Here is a 21881-nt window from a genome sequence, read left to right on the forward strand (position 1 = left end):
AATACGGGCAGCGAGATTTGCCCGTCAAACTGCGACGTTGGGGCGAAAAGTGACGGTTGTTTTTATGAAAAACAGGATGCGACGGAAAATAAAGGCGGCGCTTCGATGATGCGCGGCCAAGCCGCACACTCGCGTCATCCTCGGGCTTGTCCCGAGGATCTGCAACGCTTCTATTTTACGATAGGTGATTAGATCCTCGGGACAAGCCCGAGGATGACGGCGGAGGGACTGGCCGGCTTTCCAGCGATCACCTCTCCCCTCGCCCACAATTCCAAGCTGACGGCAAAAAGCCTGATCAGTTGCGCGGCAGCAGATCGTCGTCCACGGCACCTGCCGGCTGCTCCATGCCCGCGGTGGTGTTGAGCGCCAGTTCGGCATTGCCGTCCTTGCCGTAGATATCGTCGCGGAACTGAACCACGCCGTCCTTTGCCGACCATGCGGTGATATAGACGAAATAAACGGGAACTTCCTGAGCGAGCTTTATCGGCGTGTTGACGCGGGTGGCGATGACGCGTTCCATCTCCTGGCGCGACCAGCCGGGCGTGTCGCGCAGCAGCCAGCTCGTCAGGTCGCGCACGTTCTGCACGCGCACACAGCCGGAGGATTCGAAACGCATCAGCTTGTTGAACAGGCCCTGCTGCGGCGTGTCGTGCATATATTCGTTATTGGGATTGTGGAAGTTGATCTTCGTGGACGACATGGCGTTGATCTTGCCGGGGTCCTGACGGAACATCAGGTTCGGAGCCTTCGGCGCGAACCAGTCGACTGCGGTTGGCGACACTTCCTGTCCCTTGCCGTCGATGAGGCGGATATTGTTCCGCTCCAGATAGGTCGGGTCCTTCTGCATCAACGGCACGATGTCCTTTTCGACGATCGAGCGCGGTGCGGTCCAATAAGGGTTCAGGATGACTTCGTAAATCTTGGAGTTGATCACATGGGTCGGACGGCTGGCGCGACCGACGACGGCCGTGTTGCGCAACACGACGCGTTCATTCTCCACTGCCTCGATGGCGGCGGCCGGGATATTCACCATCAGGTGACGCTGGCCGAGATCGCCCGACATGGACTGGATGCGAACAAGGTTGGTCTGTAGCTGCGCCAGACGAATCTGCGCGGAAACATTGAGCGCCTTCGTGGTGTATTCGCCGATGACGCCATCCGCCGGAAGACCGTGACGGGCCTGAAAACGCTTCAGCGCGCCATCGACATAGGAATCGAAGGCGCTGGAGATGCCGGCTTCGCGCGGCAGGTCGCCGGACACCATCAGTCGCTGACGCAGCGCCTGCACGGAAGGATCGGAGACGCCGATCTGGAGACGCTGCTGCGACGCGGGCACTTCCGGCCAGCCGCCATTCTGCACTATCTGCTGATATTGCATGATCGCCTGCTGCATATAGACAGGCGCTTCGCGTCCAAGAACCGGATTGTTGGAAACGACACCCACGGCCGAACGCGAGGAATTGGCATCGAACTGGTCATCCCAATTGCCACGGCGCGACGAGCCCATGAGATCGTTCAGCGCGTTCTGCGCAAGAGCCGGCGCAGCGAGTGCTGCAACACCAACGGAAACGGCCGAACGCAGAAGCGTGCGGCGCGATACGGATTCGGAAACGGTTTTTTTTGTCATTCTACCTACCAGCCACTCTCTTCGGCATTATCAACAATGCCTAAATCAATATGATTAACAAACACGTACAACGTGTCTGCCGGCTGGTAGTACTCACCACCCATCTGTTGGGCGCTATTGTCTGGCAGAACAGTCGGCACTTGCCGCAACAGCAGGAGAAACAGCCGGCTCCTTCACCTTTGCCGGTCCCATATCAATATGGCCGATTCGTGTCACGGGCCTCACCTCACGAAGCTTTGTTCGCCTGAAAAACAGCGCGAAGGCCCGAACGAGGGTTATGCGTGACAGGGAAAACCGCGGAACGCGGAATCCGCAAGCCGGAAGCAAAATAATGCTCCCGGCTTAAACAGTGGAACCGTCTTGCGGTTACAGGCGGTAAGCGATCGAGTCGTTCCAGAAGCGATCGAGGCGCTGCAGCAGCTTGTTCATCTCGGAGAACTCGCCGGTGCCGATGCCGCCGACCTTTTCGATCGAGCCGACGTGGCGTTCATAAAGGCGGGCAACCGTTTCGGCGATTTCCTGGCCCTTTTCGGTCAGGCTGATGCGGACCGAGCGGCGGTCGACGCGCGAACGCTGGTGGTTGATGAGACCGAGATCGACCAGCTTCTTGACGTTATAGGAGACATTCGAGCCGAGGTAATAACCACGCGAACGAAGCTCGCCAGCCGTCAGTTCGGAATTGCCGATGTTGAACAGCAGCAGGGCCTGAACGGCGTTGACGTCATCGCGACCCTGACGGTCGAACTCGTCCTTGATGACATCGAGGAGGCGGCGGTGGAGGCGTTCCACCAGGTGCAGCGACTCCATGTAGAGCGAGCGGATGGTATCTTCATGTGCATCGGCAACAACGGCCTGCGGCTTAACTTTGCTATTGATCATGACTGCCTCACTGTTTTGTTTGGCGGTGTGTTTGTTTGTCTCCCGCCTTGAGTGAGAACCTAATCAATGCGCATAAAATTCTACTTAAAAGCTACGATTAACAAATGCTTACCTGCATTTCCCCCGGAGGGCCAAACTTGTGGCGAAGCGGGAATGCCCTGAGCGTGAACATTATAAATCAATGACTTAACGGGAAAAATTGGCGTGAAAACGGACCGAATTGCTTTATTCTTATGGTAAATCAATTCTTGCGCGTTCTTCATTCTGGCGGTGATCCAGCCAGAAAGCGACCAGGAATAGTATATAAATGGTTGCCACGAGACCGTGCATGACGGGTACGAGCGTGTTGGCGCCGAAGATATGCGGCCACACCTTATACATGGCGATCTGCGCACCCGCGCCCATGACCCACATGACCGCGCCCCAGGAGGCTCCGAGCCATAGACCGAGTGCTGCGACGGGGAAAATAACGGCCAGCGCGCTGCCAGCCACGCGCCAGGGCAGGTTCAGCATATCGAACCGCCCATGGCCGCCAAGCGAATAGCCTGTCAGCATCGCCCAATATTGCAGGCCGAACCAGAAACAGGAAACCGCAACCAGCCTCATGAAGACCAGAAAGAGGATTTCCGCGAGCGGGCGTTTCGGCAGAGGTTGAGAATCAGGTTCCATGGCCCGAAGATACGGTCTCGACGAACGGGCGACCAGCCCATATTGAATCTCGCCGCCCGCCTTGTCAAAGCATCATCGTCGTCGCAGGACGCTGATGAGGGAAGATTGTCGCATTCGCATGGGCCACGCTTCATGATATGCAGCTTTCGAAATTTGATCGAAGGACATTCTGACATGCAGGACAAAACGCATCTGGTCGACGAGATCACCGGCCATCGCCGCATGCGGCGCAATCGCAAGGCGGATTGGACGCGCCGTCTGGTGCAGGAAAATCGCCTGACCGTTGACGATCTCATCTGGCCGGTCTTCATCGTGCCGGGCAGCAATATTGTCGAACCCATCCCCGCCATGCCCGGTGTCAACCGCATGAGCGTCGACCGGCTGGTGGAAGCAGCGAAGGAAGCCGCCGATCTCGGCATTCCCGCCATCGCCACCTTCCCGAATATCGAGATGGAGCTGCGCGACGAGACCGGCTCCAATGCCCTCGAGGCCAACAATCTCATCAATCAGGCAACGATCGCAGTTAAAAAAGCCGTTCCCAACATCGGCATGATCACCGATGTCGCGCTCGACCCTTTTACCAGCCACGGGCATGACGGTATTTTGCGTGGCGACGAGATCGTCAACGATGAGACTGTGGATCAGGTCGTCAGGGCGGCCATCCTTCAGGCGGAGGCAGGCTCGGACATTATCTCCCCTTCCGAGATGATGGATGGCCGCATCGGCGCCATTCGCCGTGGTCTCGACGCCGCCGGGCACCAGAATGTCGGCATCATGGCCTATGCGACGAAATTCTCGTCGGGCTATTACGGCCCCTATCGCGAGGCCATCTCGACGGCGGGCCTGCTGAAGGGTGACAAGAACAGCTATTACATCAGCCCCGCCAATGGCATGGAGGCTATCCGCGACGCAGCACTCGACGTGGAGGAGGGAGCCGATATGCTGATGGTCAAGCCCGGCCTGCCCTATCTCGATATCTGCTGGCGGCTGAAGGAGAATTTCGGCCTGCCGACATTCGCCTATCAGGTGTCCGGCGAATATACCCAGATCAAGGCGGCCGCCATGAACGGCTGGATCGACGGCGAGCGGGTGATGATGGAAACACTTCTCTGTTTCAAGCGTGCGGGCTGCGATGGCGTACTCACCTATTTCGCCATCGAGGCCGCACGCAAACTGGCAAAGGGCTAAAGCCCACGCTTATTGTATTCGGTCGTTTTCTTCCCATATTGTCTGCTGACACGGCACTCATGCCGCGCTGTCATGCCCTCTCAGGAGAAAACGACCGATGAGCCTCGACCAGAACCCCACCTATGCCGCACCGGATGACTGGCGCGCCTATAGCGGCGTCCTGAGCCGGCGGGTCTTCGCGTTTCTGATCGATTACGCGATCGTGCTCCTCTTGTGTATCCCGGCTGCCGTGATCGTCTTCTTCCTCGGCATTATCACGCTGGGTCTCGGCTTCTTCCTTTATCCGGCGCTGTTCGTGATCGTTGCCGTGCTCTATTTCGGCATGACACTCGGCGGCCCGTCGCAGGCCACCCCGGGGATGCGGGCGATGGGGATTGCGATGGCGCGCATGGACGGACGGCGAATCGATTTCCTGCTGTCGACCGTTCACATCGTGCTTTTCTGGGTCATCAACTCGGTTTTGACGCCGCTGATCCTGCTTGCAGGCCTGTTTACCGAGCGCTCGCGCCTCGTTCACGACTTCCTGCTTGGCACCGTTATCGTCAGAACGCGCTAATATGGCGGAAAGCCGCGTAAACGCGGCTTTCAGCCCTTACAATACCTCATCCCGCAGTTGACGTTTTCCGTCATTTTGCCATTCTGTGGCATTATGCATGTCGCTTGAAGCGCCGCCGCCGGCCCCGTGAAATCGCGGCGCGCTTTCATAACAGACGCAGGAGGCGATCACGGTTCGATGAACACGCAGGCGACGCCCTCTCCCCAATTCTATCTTACGGCGCCGGCCACCTGCCCCTATCTGCCGAACCAGATGGAGCGGAAGGTCTTCACCCATCTGGTTGGCCCGCGCGCCGCGGAAATGAACGACCTTTTGACCCAGGGCGGTTTCAGGCGCTCGCAGAACATCGCCTATCGCCCGGCCTGCGAAACCTGTCGCGCCTGCGTGTCCGTGCGTATCCTCTCCGAGCAGTTCCAGCCGACCAAATCGATGCGACGCGTTCTTGCCGCCAACAGCGATGTCGTCGCAACAGTTCATGCCGCCGAACCCTCCACAGAACAATTCGCCCTCTTCCGCCGCTACCTCGACCACCGGCACCAGTCCGGCGGCATGTCCGACATGTCGGCGCTGGACTATGCGATCATGGTGGAAGACACGCATGTGAACACCCGCATCATCGAATACCGCGTGAGAGAACCCGGTTCCGGCATCGATTCCAGCAAGCGCGGCGAACTGCTGGCCGTGGCACTCAGCGACGTGATGAGCGACGGCCTGTCGATGGTCTATTCGTTCTTCAATCCGGAGCTGGAAAAACGCTCGCTCGGCACCTTCATGATCATCGATCACATCACCCGCACCCGCGCACTCGGCCTGCCGCATGTCTATCTCGGCTACTGGGTCGATGGTTCGGAAAAGATGGGCTACAAGACCCGCTACCATCCGCAGGAGCATCTGACGCCGCGCGGGTGGGAGGTTTATACGCCCGAAGAAAAGTAACCGGCATTTGGAAGTGTCACATCCAACCTCCGGAAATCGTACATTGTGTGCGAAGCTTAGCCCTGTTATAACACCGTTATAACAGGAGCTATCGTCATGAACATAACGATCCGCAAAATCGGCAATTCCGAAGGCATCATCATTCCGAAGGAAGTTCTGGATCGCATGGGTCTCAAGGCCGGCGACGCGCTGGAACTCAGAGAAACTGCCGGCAATATCGAACTCGTTCCCGAGCATGCGGAACTGAGAGAACAGCTTGAAGCCGCCCGGCGTGGTATGAAAAAATACCATACAGCTCTGAGAGAACTCGCCAAGTGAGCAATATAAAGTGGCTCTCCCGTGTCGCCATCGAAGTTATACATCAAGAGCAATTAGCCGAACACGGTGGCTTGCCGGGCCTCAAGGATGAAAACGCACTCGAGGCAGCTTTGGCGCGTCGATTGCACAAAGCAGCCTATGGAGAAGAGGAACCACTGAAACTCGCCGCCGCTTATCTTTACGGTATAGCGCGCAACCATCCCTTTTCCGACGGTAACAAACGCACGGCTTTTCTTGCCGCCTACACTTTCCTTTTTATCAACGGACTTGAAGTCGTTGCCGAGCAAGCAGACATCGTGGCTTTTGTTCTCGATGTCGCTGCAGGTGAGATCGATGAGGACGGCGCATACCGTTTTCTCAAAGATCACACTATACCGCTCCATTGAACAGAAACGCCGCATATAGTTTCGATACGCGGCGCTTCATCGATAACCTGTCAATACCAGACGGCTTTACCCGCCAAACTTCCCGCTACGTGGAAAGCCCTTCGGCACAGTGCGGCCCGCCGTCGCGCGGTCGGCCAGCCATTCGCGCAGCTCTTCACCGACCTTGTTGAAGAGACGCCCGGCCGTGTCGGACCAGCTGAGGCCCTCGGCAAGCGCGAAACATTTCACGTCGACAACGCCGCCATCCTTGTAGCGCTGGAGGCGCACGCCCTTGCCACGCGACATTTCCGGTATCTGCGCTAGCGGGAAGGCCAGGAGTTTGCGGTTTTCGCCGACGACAGCGACGTGGTCGCCGGTAACGGGAACCGCGAGCTTGGCTTCGTCAGGCATGGATACGTTCATGATCTGCTTGCCCTTGCGGGTATTCGCGACCATTTCGCTTTCCGCAACGATGAAGCCGTTGCCGGCGGTGGAGACGAGCAGCAGTTTGCGTGATGGATCATGTACGAAGGCGGTCAGGATATCCTGATCGTTCTCCATGTCGACCATGATGCGGATCGGCTCGCCATGTCCGCGGCCGCCCGGCAGCTTGTCGGCGCCGAGCGTATAGGCCTTGCCGCCCGTCGTCAGCAGCAGCAGCTTGTCGGTCGTCTGTGCCGGGAAAGCGAGCTTCGGGCCATCACCCTCCTTGAAGGTGAGCGACGAGGTATCGGACATGTGCCCCTTCAGCGCCCGGATCCAGCCCTTCTGCGAGATGACGATGGTGACCGGTTCTTTCTCGATCATCGCCTGCTGGATGGCCTCGATATCGGCATCCGGCGCATCCGCGAACTGCGTGCGGCGGCGGCCAATCTCGGTCGCCTTGGCGTATTTCTTTTTGACTTCGCCGATTTCCCAGGCGACCGTCTGCCACTGCTTGTCGTCGGAGGCAATCAGCGCTTCGATTTCGGCCTTCTCATTGCTGAGGTCGTCGAACTCCTTGCGGATTTCGAATTCCTCGAGCTTGCGCAGATTGCGCAGCCGCATGTTGAGGATGGATTCGGCCTGCAGGTCCGTCAGCGACCATTTCGCCATCATCACCTGTTTCGGCTCATCCTCCTCGCGGATGATGCGAATGACTTCATCGATATTCAGGTAGGCGACAAGCAGGCCGCCCAGAATTTCCAGCCTGCGGTCGATGGCCGCCAGGCGGTGGCGGGAACGGCGGACAAGAACGTCCTTGCGGTGCGCCAGCCACTCGCTCAGCACCTCGTTCAGCGCCATCACCTTCGGCACCTTGCCGAGCGATAGCACATTCATGTTGAGCGGCAGTCGGCTTTCGAGATCAGACAGGCGGAACAGCGATTCCATCAAGAGCGTCGCATCGACCGTTCGGCTCTTCGGCACCAGCACGATTCGCACGTCTTCGGCGGATTCGTCGCGTATATCCTCAAGAAGCGGCAGCTTGCGGGCAATCAGCAGCTCGGCGATCTTCTCGATCAGGCGCGATTTCTGCACCTGGAAGGGTATTTCGGTGATGACGATCTGGTAACCGCCGCGGCCGAGATCTTCCGTCTCCCATTTGGCACGCACGCGGAAACCGCCACGACCGGTCTTATAGGCATCGAGAATATTCTCGCGGCTTTCGACAATCACGCCGCCCGTCGGAAGATCGGGGCCGGGAATGAATTCCACCAGCTTCTCCACCGACGCATCGGGATGCTTGATAAGATAAAGCGCCGCATCGCATAATTCATGAGCATTGTGCGGCGGGATTGACGTAGCCATGCCGACAGCGATGCCGGATGCTCCGTTCGCCAGCAGGTTCGGGAACGCGCCCGGCAGAACAACCGGCTCTGAATTTGACTCGTCATAGGTGTCGCGGAAATCAACTGCATCCTCGCCGATACCCTCGAGCAGAAGCTCGGCCACCGCCGTCATCTTACTTTCGGTGTAACGCATGGCGGCGGGGCTATCGCCATCGATATTGCCGAAATTACCCTGGCCGTCCACCAACGGATAACGCAGCGAGAAATCTTGCGCCAGACGCGCCAGCGCATCATAGATCGCCTGATCGCCATGGGGGTGGTAGTTACCCATCACCTCGCCGACAATCTTCGCGCATTTGCGGAAGGCGGAATTGGGCCGCAGACCCATTTCGCTCATGGCGTAGACAATACGCCGGTGAACCGGCTTCAGGCCGTCGCGCACATCCGGCAGCGCACGATGCATGATCGTGGACAAGGCGTAAGCGAGGTAGCGCTCTTCAAGCGCTGCCTTCAAATCGACCGGATGGATGTTATCGTCTCCGCCGGACGGAGGTACAAGATTTTTTCCCATGGTGCTTGACTAGCGGAAATGCCGATTCCCGGCAAGAAATTCAGGGGTCGCAGCTGTGGATGAACGCAACCCTTTCATGCGATTTTTTGTTAACCGCGTTGCAAATGCCGCAATGCCGCCGTCATGGGAATCGATCTAAATCCTATAGACCTTTGAATAATCGCGAATATAAGTATCAGCATTCGAATTCGAACACGGTGCACAGCCGTACGTTGAGGGAAGAAACATCATGAGACTGAAATCCACCCGGCAGGTTCTTTTCGCGAGCGCCGCGCTTCTTACGCTTTCGGCGCCCGCTTTCGCGCTGGATGGCGGGGATGTCCTGAAGAAGATCAATGCGGCCTATGCCGCACAGGGCGGCGAGATCGCTGCCAGCTCCGTCGCCGTTAACGGCTCGACGGTGACCCTGAACAGCGTGACCTTCAACCCGGTCGCCGATCCGGCCAAGAAAATCCCGGTTGGCAATATCACGCTCGAAGGCGTCGAGGAAAACAACGGCGGCTACAAGATCGAGAACGCCCGTTTTGACGATATCGACTACCGGCAGGACAAGGTTGAGATCAAGGCGAGCGACATCTACATCTCCGGTCTCGTCATTCCCGCAGACTCCACCACCGGCACCATCGATGCGCTGATGTTTTATGACGAAGCGCATAGCGGCCCGATCTCCGTTTCTGTCGACGGCAAACAGGCTTTCTCGCTTGAGGAAACCAGCGCGACGATGTCGGTCAGCGATGACAAGAACTCCATTGGCTTCGACCTTGACGCTTCCGGTTTCAAGGCCGATCTCAGCGAAGTCACTGATCCCGCGACCAAGGACGCGATCGAAAAGCTGAAGCTGCAGGCGCTCTCCGGCGACATGACCATGAGCGGCAGCTGGGAAGTGGCCTCCGGTACCATCGATGTTGAAGAATACGCCATCGACCTCGATGATGTCGGCCGTCTCAACATGTCGTTCGGTTTCTCCGGCTACACGCTCGCCTTCATCAAGTCGATGCAGGAGACGGTGAAGGCGCAGGCCGCCAATCCGAACAAGGAACAGGCGGATCAGGCGGCGAGCCTCGCCATGCTGGGCCTGATGCAGCAGTTGTCCTTCATCAACGCGGAGATCAGCTTCGAAGACGCCAGCATCACCAAGCGCGCCATCGACTATGCCGCAAGCCAGCAGGGCATGACGGGCGATCAGCTTGCCCAGACCATCAAGGGCATGGCCCCGATCATGATGGCTTCGCTCAATGTTCCGGAATTGCAGAACATGGTGTCGGCGGCAATTAACACCTACATCGACAATCCGAAAAACTTCTCGATTACGGCGGAGCCGGAAAAGCCGGTTCCCTTTCCGATGATCATGGGCGCTGCGATGGGCGCGCCGAATACCCTGCCCAAAATGCTCGGCGTGACGGTGACGGCAAACGAATAGGACGACAAAGCCCCGGTTCAAAACCGGGGCTTTTCATTTTCACTCAATGCAATGGTGCGGCAGCGCCTTCCTGCTTGTCGTGCAGGGCGAAGCGGTCGATCATATGGGCGCTCGCCTCATTGACGCCGATCACCTCGACCCTTTTGCCGCCTCTGCGGAACTTCAGGACCACCTTGTCCAGCGCGCCGACCGCGGAAATATCCCACAGATGCGCCTCCGTGACATCGATCGTTACCGCCTCCACCTCTTCGGCAAAATCGAAAGCGGCGATGAAGCTTTCCGTCGAAGCGAAGAAAATCTGGCCGTCGACGCGATAGATCCGCTCCCGGCCATCGGCTGAAAGCTCCGGCCGGACATGGAAGAGTTTTGAAACCTTGCCCGCAAAAAACACGCCGGAGAGAAGGACGCCGGCCAGCACGCCCTTTGCAAGGTCATGCGTTGCGAGCACCGTGCCGACCGTCACCAGCATGACGATGCTGGAGGATGGCGGATTGCGGCGCAGATCAAGAATGGAGCGCCACGAGAATGTGCCGATGGAGACCATGATCATGACAGCCACCAGCGCGGCCATGGGAATGATGCGCACGAGATCATCCAGCACCAGGATGAGGAACAGCAGGAACGCGCCCGCGACGAAAGTGGACAAACGGCCCCTGCCGCCGGAACTGACATTGATGACGGACTGGCCGATCATGGCACAACCGCCCATACCACCGATGAGGGCAGACGCTATGTTGCTCGTCCCCTGCCCGATGCATTCCTGGCTCTTGTTGCTGCCCGTATCCGTCATGTCGTCGACGATCTGGGCCGTCAACAGCGATTCCAGCAGGCCGACAGCGGCGAGCGCGACGGAATAGGGAAAGATGATCTGTAGCGTCTCGAAGGTCAGCGGCACCTGCGGCAGGGCCAATATCGGCAGCGTCGAGGGCAACTCGCCGAGATCGCCGACCGTGCGGATATCCATGCCGGAGAAAACCGCCACGCAGGTCAGGGCGACGATGGCGACCAGCGGTGACGGGATGATCTTCGTGACCAGCGGAAAGAGATAGATGATCGCAAGGCCAGCCGCGATCATGACATAGGTTTCGACCGGCACGCCGATCAGTTCCGGCAATTGCGCCATGAAGATCAGGATCGCCAGCGCGTTGACGAAACCAGTCATGACTGAACGCGAGACGAAGCGCATCACCCGACCGAGCTTTGCAAAGCCCGCCGCGATTTGCAGTACGCCCATGAGGATGGTGGCCGCGAAGAGATATTGCAGCCCGTGTTCCTTGACAAGCGTGACCATCAGGACGGCGGTGGCGGCGGTTGCCGCCGAGATCATCCCCGGTCTGCCGCCGGTGAAGGCGGAAACGCAGGCGATGGCGAAGGAGGCAAACAGCCCCACCTTCGGATCGACACCGGCAATGACGGAAAAGCCGATGGCTTCGGGAATGAGGGCGAGCGCCACGACGATGCCGGAAAGGAGATCGCCGCGAATATTGGAAAACCACTCACGTCTGTAAGTCTGAAATCTGTTCATTTAATTTTTTTCGCAAAGAATGACGCACCGGCCGGAGCCATGTCCGGTAGATTAAGAAGGACTGTCGGTGCTTTGCGTTGTCTGGCGGATCGGCGGCCAGAAGAGCCACCCGGAATTTCACCGGGTCCGTGGTGAATGCCCCATCTATAAACGGCAAAAAAGCGGGCCGCAAGTTGTGCGCCCGCTTTTAAGATCAAGCTATCCCACCTCAGGTGGCGTTGGTCCGAGTGCTGTTTGCGACGTCGATCGAAACAGCCGCTCCAGACCAGTCCACTTTGCGTGTTGCAAACATGGTCGCCGCGATGGCGATGAACGATATGACCGCGCCGGCAAGCAACGCATACTCGTCCTCATTCAAGACCAGATACATCACGCCATAGGCCACCGCCAGAACGCTGAAAAGCGCAAGACCGTTGCTGCGACTACGGGTGGCACTGCCAAGATAAAAGGCAATCAGGGCCGCTGTGGAGAAGGAGGCCGCCGCATAGGCAACGGTGAAACCCGTATGTTCGGCGAGCGCGAGCAGCAGCACGTAGAAGACGATGAGTGCCAGACCCGTCAGCACATATTGTATCCAGTGCACAACGCTGCCGCCCTTGAGTTCCACAATGAAGACGGCGAGGAAGACAAGCGAGATGAAGCCGATGGAATATTTCAGTGTTCGGGCGATGACCTGATAGAACTTCACCGGCTCAACGAGATTGATCGTCATCAGGCTGTTGGAGAGCGGCAGCCGCGAACCCTCGACAACACGGTCTATGCCTCTTGCGAGATAGGGAATAGTCCAGCTGGCGTTGAAATCCGAAGCCGTGACCGTTTTGATTTCCGGCAGGAACAGGCCTTCGAAACCCGGATGCGGCCAATCGGCTTTTGCCGTAAAGCCAGTCGTCTGGCCGGCTGGTGCGACGGCGAAACTACCCGACCCATTCAGCGAGAATGCGATATCGAAATCAAAGCCGCTCTCGATCAGGTTTCTGTCGATCGGCCTGTGCACGCCCGCATCTGATCTTATGGAGCTGTTTTCACCGGCGCGGCTTGAGATCACAGAAATATCGCGCATACCGGGATCGAAGGGCAAAACAGTGCCGCCGTTTATGCGAACCCCGGCGCTCGACCTGATACCGGTAATATCCTCTATGCTGAGGACGAGGATGGCATTGTCGAGACGCGGTGTGCCGGAAAAACGGGCGAGATCTTGCAGGACGCCCTGCCCGAAGCGGCCTTTGAGCACGAGAGCACCATTATAGACGGGCAAGCTGTAGATCGAGAGCTTCTTTTCCTCGGTTTTGAGGTCCGCTGTCACCTGCAGCGTTTCCGGCATGACCAGCGCCCACTCCGTCACGCGATCCACGATGGTTCGGCCATCAACCTCGCGGCGGCGCTCCACGTCGAAGGGCACGGCAAGATAAGGGCCGTTCACAACCTGATCGCCGCCCCACCCATTCGCGATCCGACCGGAAACCTCCCTCGCCCGGGAGGCGCGCTCTTCCGTCAGCCCCCAGACGAGCATGAGTGGAACCAGCAGGATCATCGAAATGAGACCGATCATCAGAAACTTCGCGCCGGGTGAACGCAGGCTGGCGGCAAAATTGCCGCGCGGCATGGCTGGAGGAATTGGCCCGACCGGCGGTGGCGGCTCTTTGTTCGTCTCGTGTACCATTCTGAAATCCTCATAAATATGATCGCGCCAGAACCGGAAAAATTTCGGCTGGCGCCGTCCCAGTTTTAAAATCAAGTGGCTTGCATCCCCGAATTGGATACAGCCCCATACTGGGGTTGGATTTCGGCCGTTTATTCGCGGAATTCGGTAAATCTCGCGGAGAAATTGTGGCGACGCCGGGATTGGTGTGCCAGCAATAGTTCACATCGCGAGTGGTAGCTGGCTTTGGGACGAAAGTGATGAGCGCAAGCGGAGCTAGAGCTTCAGCCGCTCGCGAAAGAAGACGAGCGCGACGGCCACACCGGTCGCGACGCCCACAATAACATCGACAAAACGGACAAGCCCGGCAACCTGCGGCCCCATCAGGAGCACCAGCATGGCTGAAGCGCCAGCCTGTATCGGCACGACCGGCGGCAGGCCGAATATGGAGGCGAGGATCATGGCGATGAAGGTCGCCGAGGCCAGCCGGATTTCAGCGAAATCATGTGGGACAAGGAGCGCGACCTCCCCGACGAGAATGCCGATGGTGACACCGACCATCAGCCCAAGTCCCTGACGGACATGGCTTGGAATTCCCGCAGCAAGGCAGATAAGCGCGCTGATCGCAGCAAAGACGGGTTGTGGATGGCCAAGCCACCGATGCGCCACCCAGAACGCAAAAGCGGCCGCAAGTGCGGCCGCCAATGCACGGGTGAAGGCTGCGCGAACCCGGTCGAGCAGCGTCTTCAACACGATCAGTCTTTCTTGGACGGAACGACGCGCAGCGCCAGTTCGCGAAGCTGCGTCGGCGTTGCCGGCGACGGCGCGTTCATCAGCAGATCCTGCGCCTGCTGGTTCATCGGGAATAGCGTGATTTCGCGCAGGTTCTTCGCGCCGACCAGCAGCATGACGACACGGTCGATGCCGAATGCGCAACCGCCATGCGGAGGCGCGCCGTACTGGAACGCGCGGTAGAGGCCGCCGAAGCGCTCTTCCACGTCGGCCTGGCTGAGGCCAACCTTTTCGAAGGCCTTGACCATCAACTCGGGCGACTGGTTACGGATCGAACCGGAGGCGATTTCGAAGCCGTTGCAGACCGCGTCATACTGGAAAGCCTTGATGGAGAGCGGGTCCTGCCCTTCCAGCGCTTCCATTCCGCCCTGCGGCATCGAGAAGGGGTTGTGGGCGAAATCGATCTTCTTTTCTTCCTCGTTGTATTCGAAGAAGGGAAAGTCGACGATCCAGCACATTTCGAAACGGTCGCGATCGATCAGGTTCAGCTCGTCGGCAGCGCGGGTGCGCGCTTCACCGGCGAACTTGTAGAACTTGGCGGGATCACCGGCGACGAAGAAGCAGGCGTCGCCCGCCTCAAGGCCGAGCTGCTGGCGAAGCGCCTCGGTGCGTTCCTCGCCAATGTTCTTGGCGAGCGGGCCGGAGCCGCCGACCTTGCCGTCTTCTTCCTTCCAGAAGATGTAACCGAGGCCGGGCTGGCCCTGGGACTGGGCCCAGGCGTTCATGCGGTCGCAGAATGCGCGCGAACCGCCGGTCTTGGCCGGAATTGCCCAGACCTGAACCTTCAGGTTGGAGGCGATCATGTTCGCGAAGACCTTGAAACCCGAACCATCGAAGTGCTCGGTCACGGCCTGCATGACGATGGGGTTGCGCAGGTCCGGCTTGTCAGAGCCGTATTTGCGGATCGCTTCATCATAAGGAATGCGCGGCCATTCTTTGGTGACAGGCTTGCCTTCGGCAAACTTTTCGAAGACGGCCGTCATCATCGGCTCCATCGTGGTCCAGACATCTTCCTGGGTCACGAAGCTCATTTCGACGTCGAGCTGGTAGAATTCGCCCGGCAGGCGGTCGGCGCGCGGGTCTTCGTCGCGGAAGCACGGCGCGATCTGGAAGTAGCGGTCGAAACCGGCCACCATCAGAAGCTGCTTGTACTGCTGCGGCGCCTGCGGCAGAGCGAAGAACTTGCCTTCATGAATACGCGACGGCACGAGGAAGTCGCGCGCGCCTTCCGGCGAGGAGGCCGTGAGGATCGGCGTCGTATATTCAGCAAAGCCGGCATCGGCCATGCCTGTGCGCATGGCGGAGATGATCTGCGTGCGCTTGACGATGTTCTTGTGCAGCGTTTCGCGGCGCAGGTCGAGGAAGCGGTATTTCAGGCGAACGTCTTCGGGGTAGTCAGGCTCACCGAAGACCGGCAGCGGCAATTCCTTGGCCACGCCGAGAACCTCGATCTCCTGGGCGTAAAGCTCGATCTCGCCGGTCGCCATGCCCTTGTTGACGGTGTCTTCCGAACGCGCCTTGACGAGGCCGTCGATGCGGATGACCCATTCGCCGCGCACGGTTTCGGCAACCTTGAAGGCCGGGCTGTCAGGATCGGCAACCACCTGGGTAATGCCGTAATGGTCGCGAAGGTCGATGAAGAGAACGCCGCCATGATCTCGCACGCGGTGAACCCAACCGGAAAGGCGAACGGTTTCGCCGACGTCGGACTTGCGGAGAGCGGCACAGGTGTGGCTGCGGTAACGATGCATTTTTATATCCTGGAACGTGTCGTGCGCCCGTTGGAGGCCAGATGGGCGGCACTGTCGAAATTTGCCGGAAAAGCGCATGGCCAGCCTGATTTGTCAAGGCAAAGCGCAACAATGTCGCCTTCAGCCTGTCCTTTCCTCTGCCTTCGCTTTAGATAGGACTAATCCAGCCCGCCAAACCGAGTCGGCCCGCAATGAGCCAGATCAGACCTCTTATCCCGCTTCTCGTGACTGCCGGTATCCTCATCGGCGGCAACGGCCTGCAGGGAACCTATATAGCGCTGCGCGGTCTCTCCGAAGGTTTTTCCGCCAGCACCATCGGCCTCATCAGCGCCGCCTATAGCATCGGATTTGCACTCGGCTGCATTTCCGTAACGCGGCTTTTGCGCAAGATCGGGCATATCCGAACCTTTGCGACCATGGCCGCGGTCGCCTCCGCCGCTTCCATCGCCATGCCGCTCATCATCCACCCGCTATTCTGGATGCTGATGCGTTTCGTCATTGGCATTGCGGTCGCCTGTCTTTTTGCGGCTATCGAAAGCTGGATCAACGCGCAGGTCACGAATTCAAATCGGGCGCGCACGCTCTCCATCTATCGTTTCGTCGATCTCGGCTCCGTGACGCTGGCGCAATATGTCATTGCCGTGATGGGTGTCGAAGGTCCGGTGGTGTTTTCGTTAATTGCGATAGCGCTGGTGCTGTCGCTGGTGCCGATCTCGCTTGCCGACAAGTCCAACCCTGCCCCGCCGAAACAGATTCCCTTCGATCTTTTCGCCGTCTGGCGCATCTCCCCGCTTGCGGTCGTCGGTTGCGTGGCGGTTGGCCTCAGCATGGCAGCCTTCCGCAATATCGGGCCTATCTATGCCGAGCAGATCGGCTTTTCCGTTACCGCCATTGCCACCTTCATGAGTGCGGGCATTATCGGCGGGGTCGTGCTGCAATATCCGCTCGGCGTTTATTCCGACCGTTACGACCGGCGCATCATCATTCTCGCCACAACGGCGGGCTCGGTCATCGTCGGCCTGTTTCTCGCATTCTTCGCCGGCACGAATGAATGGAGCAACATCATCGGAGTCTTCATCTTCGGCGCTTTCGCCCTGCCGCTTTATTCATTGAGTTCCGCCCACGGCAACGACCACGCCAAGGAAGGCGAACATGCGATGATGTCGGCTGGACTGTTGTTTTTCTGGTCTGTCGGAGCGACGGTCGGGCCGCTTCTTGCCTCCGTCCTGATCGATCATTTCGGCCCGAAGGCGCTGTTCAGCTATACGGCCGCAATACAGATTGTTTTCATCGCTTACACGATTTACCGGCTGCAGGTGCGCGAAGGCGTACCACTTGAGGAACGGAACTGGCGGTTCAGCTCGCTGTTGCGCACCTCGGCCTATTTCCAGAAGCTCGCCGCCCCCAACCCACCCAAAAAGGATGGGCCGGAGCCCAATCCGCCTGAGAAAAACGATCCTTGAGCCTTGAAAAGCGGGCTTTGTATTGACATGCGCGCGGCAAAGGGAAAGTAAGACGGATAATTTTCACGAGTGGCCATTTGCAATGATTGAAACGACTGCCGCCCTCGCCGAGGCCTGCACGGAACTGGCGAAATCGGAATTCATTACCATCGACACCGAATTTTTGCGGGAAACGACCTTCTGGCCAGAGCTTTGTCTCGTCCAGATGGCGAGCCCTACCCTTGAGGTGCTGGTCGACCCACTCGCCAAGGGCATTGACCTTACGCCGTTGTTCGAACTGATGGCCAATCCAAACGTCGTGAAGGTTTTCCATGCGGCGCGTCAGGATATCGAAATCATCTATCATCTGGGCGGGCTGATACCGCATCCGATCTTCGATACGCAGGTCGCCGCCATGGTCTGCGGTTTCGGCGATTCGATTTCCTACGATCAGCTGGTCCAGAGAATCAAGAATGTGCAGATCGACAAATCCTCGCGCTTTACGGACTGGAGCCGCCGCCCGCTGACGGAAAAGCAGCTGGATTATGCGCTGGCCGACGTGACCCATCTGCGCGATGTTTATCTGGCGCTGAAAGCCCAGCTGGAGCGCGAAGGCCGCTCGCTGTGGCTGACCGAAGAGATGGATATTTTGGAATCGCGCGACACCTATGACATGCACCCCGACGATGCATGGCTGCGGTTGAAATCGCGTCTGCGAAAGCCGACGGAACTTGCGATCCTCAAATTCATCGCCGCCTGGCGCGAGCGTGAGGCGCGCTCCCGCAACGTGCCGCGGTCGCGCGTCCTCAAGGACGATGCGATCTTCGAAATCGCCCAGCAGCAGCCGAAGGACGCCGAGGCGCTGTCGCGGCTTCGCACCATTCCCAAGGGTTGGGAACGGTCCGCCTCCGGCACCGCCATCATCGAAACGGTGAATGCGGCGCTGGCACTGCCGAAAGAAGAGATGCCGAAGGCGCCGCGTCACAGCCACGCACCGGAAGGCTCCGGCGCTGCCGTGGAACTTTTGAAGGTTCTGCTGAAGCTGACGGCGGACAAGCACGGCGTCGCCGCCAAGGTTATCGCCAATAGCGACGATCTGGACAAGATCGCCGCCGAGGGCGAAAAAGCGACCGTGGCGGCGCTGACCGGCTGGCGGCGGGAACTCTTCGGCGATGTGGCCCTGAAGCTCATCAATGGCGAAGTCGCGCTGCGCTTTGCCGGCAAGAAGGTCGAGGCGGTGGAGGTTGCGGCAAGCGAGCCATAACGGCCCGCTGCTTTCCACCCCCGACGACGACCTCCTCGACCACTATAATCGCGGCCCGAAAGGCATGGGCTGCGGCTGGAGAGGCTGGAAGGAGAACGTTCCCTTCATTGACTGCGCCACCTGCACCCGCACGAGAGAACGCTGTTCGACCGGGCCTTGGATCGACGGCGACCGGCTGCGTTTCGTCGCCTTCCCCGTCAAATGGTCGAAACGCTCGCCGGATGACTGACCGCAATCCCCGCTTGAAACCGCCTATCACAGAACATTCTATCAGGCGTATAAGAGCGGCAACGCCGATTTTGCGGCAACGGCGCAACAGCCTTACCAATCCTTCATGCAACCTTACCGATTGCTCACTTTTTGCGGCGCTTTTTCCACATTAATGTCGCATATGACCTCAACAGAAGCTTCGCACGAAGGGAGCGGCCTGCCCTTCTTTCCCAAGACCAAAGCCTTCCCTTCCCGAGACCCAAGAACCGACATGAGAAAATTGCTGCCCATTCTGGATTACGTGGTGCTCTTCGTTGCCGTGGCCGGCAGCGGCGTGGCATACGCCTTTCTGGAATATGGCGGCGGTGCATTGATCGGTGCGACCTATGCGCTGTTTGCCTGCGCACCCATCCTCGCTTTCGAGCGCGGTTACATCATGCCTGGCCTGTCGCGGCAGGTGAGTGCCCTGCCGACGCCGGCCTATATCGCCGTCGGCCTCGTCATTTATGCCATCCTCGTCTTTTGCGGCTTCGGGCTTGGTGGCACGATCCTGTGGTTGAGCGGGATATTTCCAGGTACCTGGAAACGCGCCGTCCATGCCGAGCTGCAGACGCTGATCTTCACCCTCATTGTCTGCGGCATCATCGTCTTCATCATGAGGGTGCGCGAGCTTCTCGGCCGCGATATCTTCATCGACCTCATCCTGGGGCGTTATCGCCGGCCGGTCAGCGAAGACCGCGTCTTCATCTTCATCGATCTCGTCGGCTCCACCTCCTTCGCCGAGACCCATGGCGACCTGAAGGCCCAGGAATTTCTCGGGGAAATCTTTGCAAGCTATGCCGCACCTGTCAGAAAACACGGCGGCGTCATCGACGACTATATCGGCGACGCCGCCATCATCACCTGGCCCTATCACATGGCGATAAGGCGGGCGGCCTGCGTGCGCTGCGTCTTCGATATTCAGGCGACCATTGAAAATTCCCGCGACGTGTGGCTTTCCCGCTTCGGCGAGGTGCCGCGCCTGCGCTTCGCCATTCATGGCGGGCCGGTCATTACAGCGGAAATCGGCGTCGACCATCACAAGATCACCTATTTCGGCGATACGGTGAACACGACCTCGCGGCTCGAATCGCTAAGCAAGATGCTCGGCCATCCGGTGCTGATTTCCGCCGACCTCGCCCATCAACTGGTGCTTCCCAAGGGCGTGCGCAGCGAATATCTCGGCGAACATGCCGTCAAGGGCCGTGGCCAGACGCTGGGCGTTTGCACGCTCAGCCAATATCAGGCGCCCGCCGCATAAGGACCATCGACGGAGAAAAGCCGTGCGGCCATCTGCCGATGATGGCCGTCATCAAAATTCATTAAAGCTTCAAACGGCAATCACCTGCCTGTCATGCGACACCCCTATCGCGTCAATCCTGTCTTCAACAGGTCTTGAGAGGGGTCTCCATCATGAAGCATATTCTTTTCGCACCTTTCGCGTTTTTCGCACTCGCCGCCGCGGCGCATGCGACGGAAAAGGAATTTCCGGCAAAGCTGGTCTCCCACGCCATCCTGCCGGCAAACACCATCATCCCGGCGCCCACGGACGCGCCTGAGCACCTCAAGACCTCCGCCAAGTTCACCACCGCCGACCGCAAGCGCGCGGAAGGTCTCGGCACCGTACCCGGCAAGGACGGCGTGCGCCTGACCGGCCTTTCCATGCCGTTCAACGGCCAGCCGATGCAGGGTTTTTCCGGCATCAAGGCGATGCCGGACGGCAGCTTCTGGAGCCTTTCCGACAACGGTTTCGGTTCCAAGTTGAATTCCAGCGACGCCATGCTGATGCTTCACCATCTGAAGTTCGACTGGGACGCCGGAAAGGTCAATGCGCTTGAAACCGTGTTCCTTTCCGATCCTGACATGAAGGCGCCCTTTCCCATCGTTCTGGAAGGCTCGAGCACGCGTTACCTCACGGGCGCGGATTTCGACGTTGAATCCATTCAGCCGGTTGCCGATGGTTTCTGGGTCGGCGAGGAATTCGGTCCCTACATCCTGAAATTCACCCGCGACGGTAAGCTGACCGACGTCATCTCTACCAAGGCCGGCGACATCGAGGTGAAGTCTCCCGACCATCCGGCTCTTGCCCTGCCCGGCAACCCGACGCAGAAAATGCCCGCTTTCAACCTGAAGCGTTCAGGCGGTTATGAGGGCATGGCGCTCTCCAAGGACGGCTCGAAGCTCTACGGCCTGCTGGAAGGCCCGCTTTACACAGCCGACGGCCAGGTGGAAAAAACCGACGACGGCGCGACCGCGCTGCGCATCGTCGAACTCGACACCGCCAAGAAGGAATGGACCGGCCGCAGCTGGCTTTATCCCCTAGCGGAAGGCGGCGAGGCAATCGGCGACTTCAACATGCTGGATGACGCGACCGCCCTCGTCATCGAGCGGGACAACGGCGCCGGCACCACCGACAAGGCCTGCGCCGACCCCAAGGCTCCAGCTGCAGACTGCTTCGCCCGCCCTGCCAAGCTGAAGCGCATCTACAAGATCGAATTCAACGACGCCAATGTCGGCAAGTCCGCCCGCAAGATCGGTTATATAGACCTGATGAAGATCTCCGACCCGGACAACAAGAAGCGTCAGGGCGGCGGCAACGGCTATTACGACATGCCTTTCGTCACCATCGAGAATGTCGACCGTGTCGATGCCAACCATATCATCGTCGGCAACGACAACAACCTGCCCTTCTCGGCCGGTCGGGCTCTGGACAAGGCTGACGACAACGAATTCGTCCTGCTGGAGGTCAAGGACCTGCTGGACGCAAAGTAAGACGAAGGCTGCTGTCACTTGCTTTGACGGCTGCGAATGATCCCGACGGAGCGCCCGGCAGACACAAATGTCTGCTTGGTGCTCCGTTGCTATTTTCCAGAGCTAGAGCAACTCCGGTGAACGCCGGCTCACCTCCATGGCTCTAACTC

General features: G+C 58.9%; 19 protein-coding genes and 1 other annotated feature. Of the genes, 11 read left to right on the top strand and 8 right to left on the bottom strand.

Translation table 11 applies throughout. From position 1 onward, the window contains the following. Nucleotides 1–295 precede the first annotated feature (295 nt). From BS627_RS07390 to BS627_RS07400, 3 genes are all read right to left on the bottom strand, one after another. Nucleotides 296–1627, bottom strand: coding sequence for a L,D-transpeptidase family protein (locus BS627_RS07390; protein WP_077982516.1), 1332 nt, complete (start codon nucleotides 1625–1627; stop codon nucleotides 296–298). Nucleotides 1628–1993: 366 nt separating this feature from the next. Next, a complete protein-coding gene (gene ldtR, locus BS627_RS07395) occupies nucleotides 1994–2503 on the bottom strand; it encodes a transcriptional regulator LdtR (RefSeq protein ID WP_026363448.1) in 510 nt (169 codons plus the stop codon). Nucleotides 2504–2737: 234 nt separating this feature from the next. Beyond that, the gene (locus tag BS627_RS07400; protein ID WP_077982517.1) at nucleotides 2738–3175 is read right to left on the bottom strand and encodes a DUF6163 family protein; all 438 of its coding nucleotides are present in this window, start codon (nucleotides 3173–3175) and stop codon (nucleotides 2738–2740) included. 174 nt (nucleotides 3176–3349) lie between these two features. Between BS627_RS07400 and hemB the strand changes: the two genes are divergently transcribed. From hemB to BS627_RS07425, 5 genes are all read left to right on the top strand, one after another. Next, nucleotides 3350–4363, top strand: coding sequence for a porphobilinogen synthase (hemB, locus tag BS627_RS07405; RefSeq protein ID WP_077982518.1), 1014 nt, complete (start codon nucleotides 3350–3352; stop codon nucleotides 4361–4363). Between the two features lie 97 nt (nucleotides 4364–4460). Next, entirely contained in the window at nucleotides 4461–4919 is a 459-nt protein-coding gene (locus tag BS627_RS07410) for an RDD family protein (RefSeq protein ID WP_077982519.1), read from the top strand. A gap of 177 nt (nucleotides 4920–5096) precedes the next feature. Next, on the top strand, nucleotides 5097–5855 hold the full coding sequence (locus BS627_RS07415; RefSeq protein WP_077982520.1) for an arginyltransferase: 759 nt from the start codon (nucleotides 5097–5099) through the stop codon (nucleotides 5853–5855). A 96-nt stretch (nucleotides 5856–5951) separates the two neighbouring features. Beyond that, nucleotides 5952–6173 carry an AbrB/MazE/SpoVT family DNA-binding domain-containing protein gene (locus BS627_RS07420; RefSeq protein WP_059752528.1) on the top strand — a complete coding sequence of 74 codons (222 nt, stop codon included), beginning with the start codon at nucleotides 5952–5954 and terminating at the stop codon, nucleotides 6171–6173. Then, the gene (locus tag BS627_RS07425; protein ID WP_077982521.1) at nucleotides 6170–6559 is read left to right on the top strand and encodes a type II toxin-antitoxin system death-on-curing family toxin; all 390 of its coding nucleotides are present in this window, start codon (nucleotides 6170–6172) and stop codon (nucleotides 6557–6559) included. Before BS627_RS07420 ends, BS627_RS07425 begins: the two co-directional genes overlap by 4 nt. Before the next feature lie 66 nt (nucleotides 6560–6625). On the opposite strand, the gene parC is transcribed toward BS627_RS07425, so the two are convergent. Then, nucleotides 6626–8878, bottom strand: a complete 2253-nt coding sequence (gene parC, locus BS627_RS07430) for a DNA topoisomerase IV subunit A (protein WP_077982522.1) — start codon at nucleotides 8876–8878, stop codon at nucleotides 6626–6628. Between the two features lie 229 nt (nucleotides 8879–9107). Between parC and BS627_RS07435 the strand changes: the two genes are divergently transcribed. Further along, entirely contained in the window at nucleotides 9108–10298 is a 1191-nt protein-coding gene (locus tag BS627_RS07435) for a hypothetical protein (protein ID WP_077982523.1), read from the top strand. A 43-nt stretch (nucleotides 10299–10341) separates the two neighbouring features. Here the strand turns inward: BS627_RS07435 and BS627_RS07440 are convergent, their stop codons facing one another. The 4 genes from BS627_RS07440 to aspS all read right to left on the bottom strand — a co-directional run bounded on the left by BS627_RS07440 (nucleotide 10342) and on the right by aspS (nucleotide 16005). Next, nucleotides 10342–11823 (bottom strand): SulP family inorganic anion transporter, encoded by a 1482-nt coding sequence (locus tag BS627_RS07440; RefSeq protein WP_077982524.1) that lies wholly within the window; start codon nucleotides 11821–11823, stop codon nucleotides 10342–10344. Between the two features lie 75 nt (nucleotides 11824–11898). After that, nucleotides 11899–11954 (bottom strand) — a sequence feature (sul1 is cis-regulatory element that is thought to sense ions involved in sulfur or methionine metabolism; They are found in Alphaproteobacteria). A 77-nt stretch (nucleotides 11955–12031) separates the two neighbouring features. Beyond that, nucleotides 12032–13483 (bottom strand): cell envelope integrity protein CreD, encoded by a 1452-nt coding sequence (creD, locus tag BS627_RS07445; RefSeq protein ID WP_165691162.1) that lies wholly within the window; start codon nucleotides 13481–13483, stop codon nucleotides 12032–12034. A 255-nt stretch (nucleotides 13484–13738) separates the two neighbouring features. Next, a complete protein-coding gene (locus tag BS627_RS07450) occupies nucleotides 13739–14215 on the bottom strand; it encodes an FUSC family protein (protein ID WP_077982525.1) in 477 nt (158 codons plus the stop codon). Nucleotides 14216–14217: 2 nt separating this feature from the next. Then, nucleotides 14218–16005 (bottom strand): aspartate--tRNA ligase, encoded by a 1788-nt coding sequence (gene aspS, locus BS627_RS07455; protein ID WP_077982526.1) that lies wholly within the window; start codon nucleotides 16003–16005, stop codon nucleotides 14218–14220. Between the two features lie 191 nt (nucleotides 16006–16196). On the opposite strand from aspS, the gene BS627_RS07460 reads away from it, so the two are divergent. From BS627_RS07460 to BS627_RS07480, 5 genes are all read left to right on the top strand, one after another. After that, complete coding sequence (locus BS627_RS07460) at nucleotides 16197–17468, top strand: MFS transporter (protein WP_077982527.1); 1272 nt, start codon at nucleotides 16197–16199, stop codon at nucleotides 17466–17468. Nucleotides 17469–17550: 82 nt separating this feature from the next. After that, nucleotides 17551–18711: a ribonuclease D gene (gene rnd, locus BS627_RS07465; protein ID WP_077982528.1), complete on the top strand. Its 1161-nt coding sequence runs from the start codon at nucleotides 17551–17553 to the stop codon at nucleotides 18709–18711. After that, entirely contained in the window at nucleotides 18692–18940 is a 249-nt protein-coding gene (locus BS627_RS07470) for a hypothetical protein (RefSeq protein ID WP_077982529.1), read from the top strand. The genes rnd and BS627_RS07470 overlap by 20 nt, the downstream gene beginning before the upstream one ends. 252 nt (nucleotides 18941–19192) lie before the next feature. Continuing rightward, nucleotides 19193–20221: an adenylate/guanylate cyclase domain-containing protein gene (locus BS627_RS07475; protein WP_077982530.1), complete on the top strand. Its 1029-nt coding sequence runs from the start codon at nucleotides 19193–19195 to the stop codon at nucleotides 20219–20221. A gap of 152 nt (nucleotides 20222–20373) precedes the next feature. Then, nucleotides 20374–21732, top strand: coding sequence for an esterase-like activity of phytase family protein (locus BS627_RS07480; RefSeq protein ID WP_077982531.1), 1359 nt, complete (start codon nucleotides 20374–20376; stop codon nucleotides 21730–21732). The last annotated feature ends 149 nt before the right edge of the window (nucleotides 21733–21881 follow it).

The sequence above is a fragment of the Agrobacterium salinitolerans genome (genome assembly GCF_002008225.1).
In the GTDB taxonomy this organism is placed as follows: domain Bacteria; phylum Pseudomonadota; class Alphaproteobacteria; order Rhizobiales; family Rhizobiaceae; genus Agrobacterium; species Agrobacterium salinitolerans.

Coding starts and splice junctions, on each gene's coding strand:
- BS627_RS07390 (WP_077982516.1), bottom strand. CDS start 1,627: ATGACAAAAAAAACCGTTTCCGAATCCGTATCGCGCCGCACGCTTCTG.
- BS627_RS07400 (WP_077982517.1), bottom strand. CDS start 3,175: ATGGAACCTGATTCTCAACCTCTGCCGAAACGCCCGCTCGCGGAAATC.
- hemB (WP_077982518.1), top strand. CDS start 3,350: ATGCAGGACAAAACGCATCTGGTCGACGAGATCACCGGCCATCGCCGC.
- BS627_RS07410 (WP_077982519.1), top strand. CDS start 4,461: ATGAGCCTCGACCAGAACCCCACCTATGCCGCACCGGATGACTGGCGC.
- BS627_RS07415 (WP_077982520.1), top strand. CDS start 5,097: ATGAACACGCAGGCGACGCCCTCTCCCCAATTCTATCTTACGGCGCCG.
- BS627_RS07420 (WP_059752528.1), top strand. CDS start 5,952: ATGAACATAACGATCCGCAAAATCGGCAATTCCGAAGGCATCATCATT.
- parC (WP_077982522.1), bottom strand. CDS start 8,878: ATGGGAAAAAATCTTGTACCTCCGTCCGGCGGAGACGATAACATCCAT.
- BS627_RS07435 (WP_077982523.1), top strand. CDS start 9,108: ATGAGACTGAAATCCACCCGGCAGGTTCTTTTCGCGAGCGCCGCGCTT.
- BS627_RS07440 (WP_077982524.1), bottom strand. CDS start 11,823: ATGAACAGATTTCAGACTTACAGACGTGAGTGGTTTTCCAATATTCGC.
- creD (WP_165691162.1), bottom strand. CDS start 13,483: ATGGTACACGAGACGAACAAAGAGCCGCCACCGCCGGTCGGGCCAATT.
- aspS (WP_077982526.1), bottom strand. CDS start 16,005: ATGCATCGTTACCGCAGCCACACCTGTGCCGCTCTCCGCAAGTCCGAC.
- BS627_RS07460 (WP_077982527.1), top strand. CDS start 16,197: ATGAGCCAGATCAGACCTCTTATCCCGCTTCTCGTGACTGCCGGTATC.
- rnd (WP_077982528.1), top strand. CDS start 17,551: ATGATTGAAACGACTGCCGCCCTCGCCGAGGCCTGCACGGAACTGGCG.
- BS627_RS07475 (WP_077982530.1), top strand. CDS start 19,193: ATGAGAAAATTGCTGCCCATTCTGGATTACGTGGTGCTCTTCGTTGCC.
- BS627_RS07480 (WP_077982531.1), top strand. CDS start 20,374: ATGAAGCATATTCTTTTCGCACCTTTCGCGTTTTTCGCACTCGCCGCC.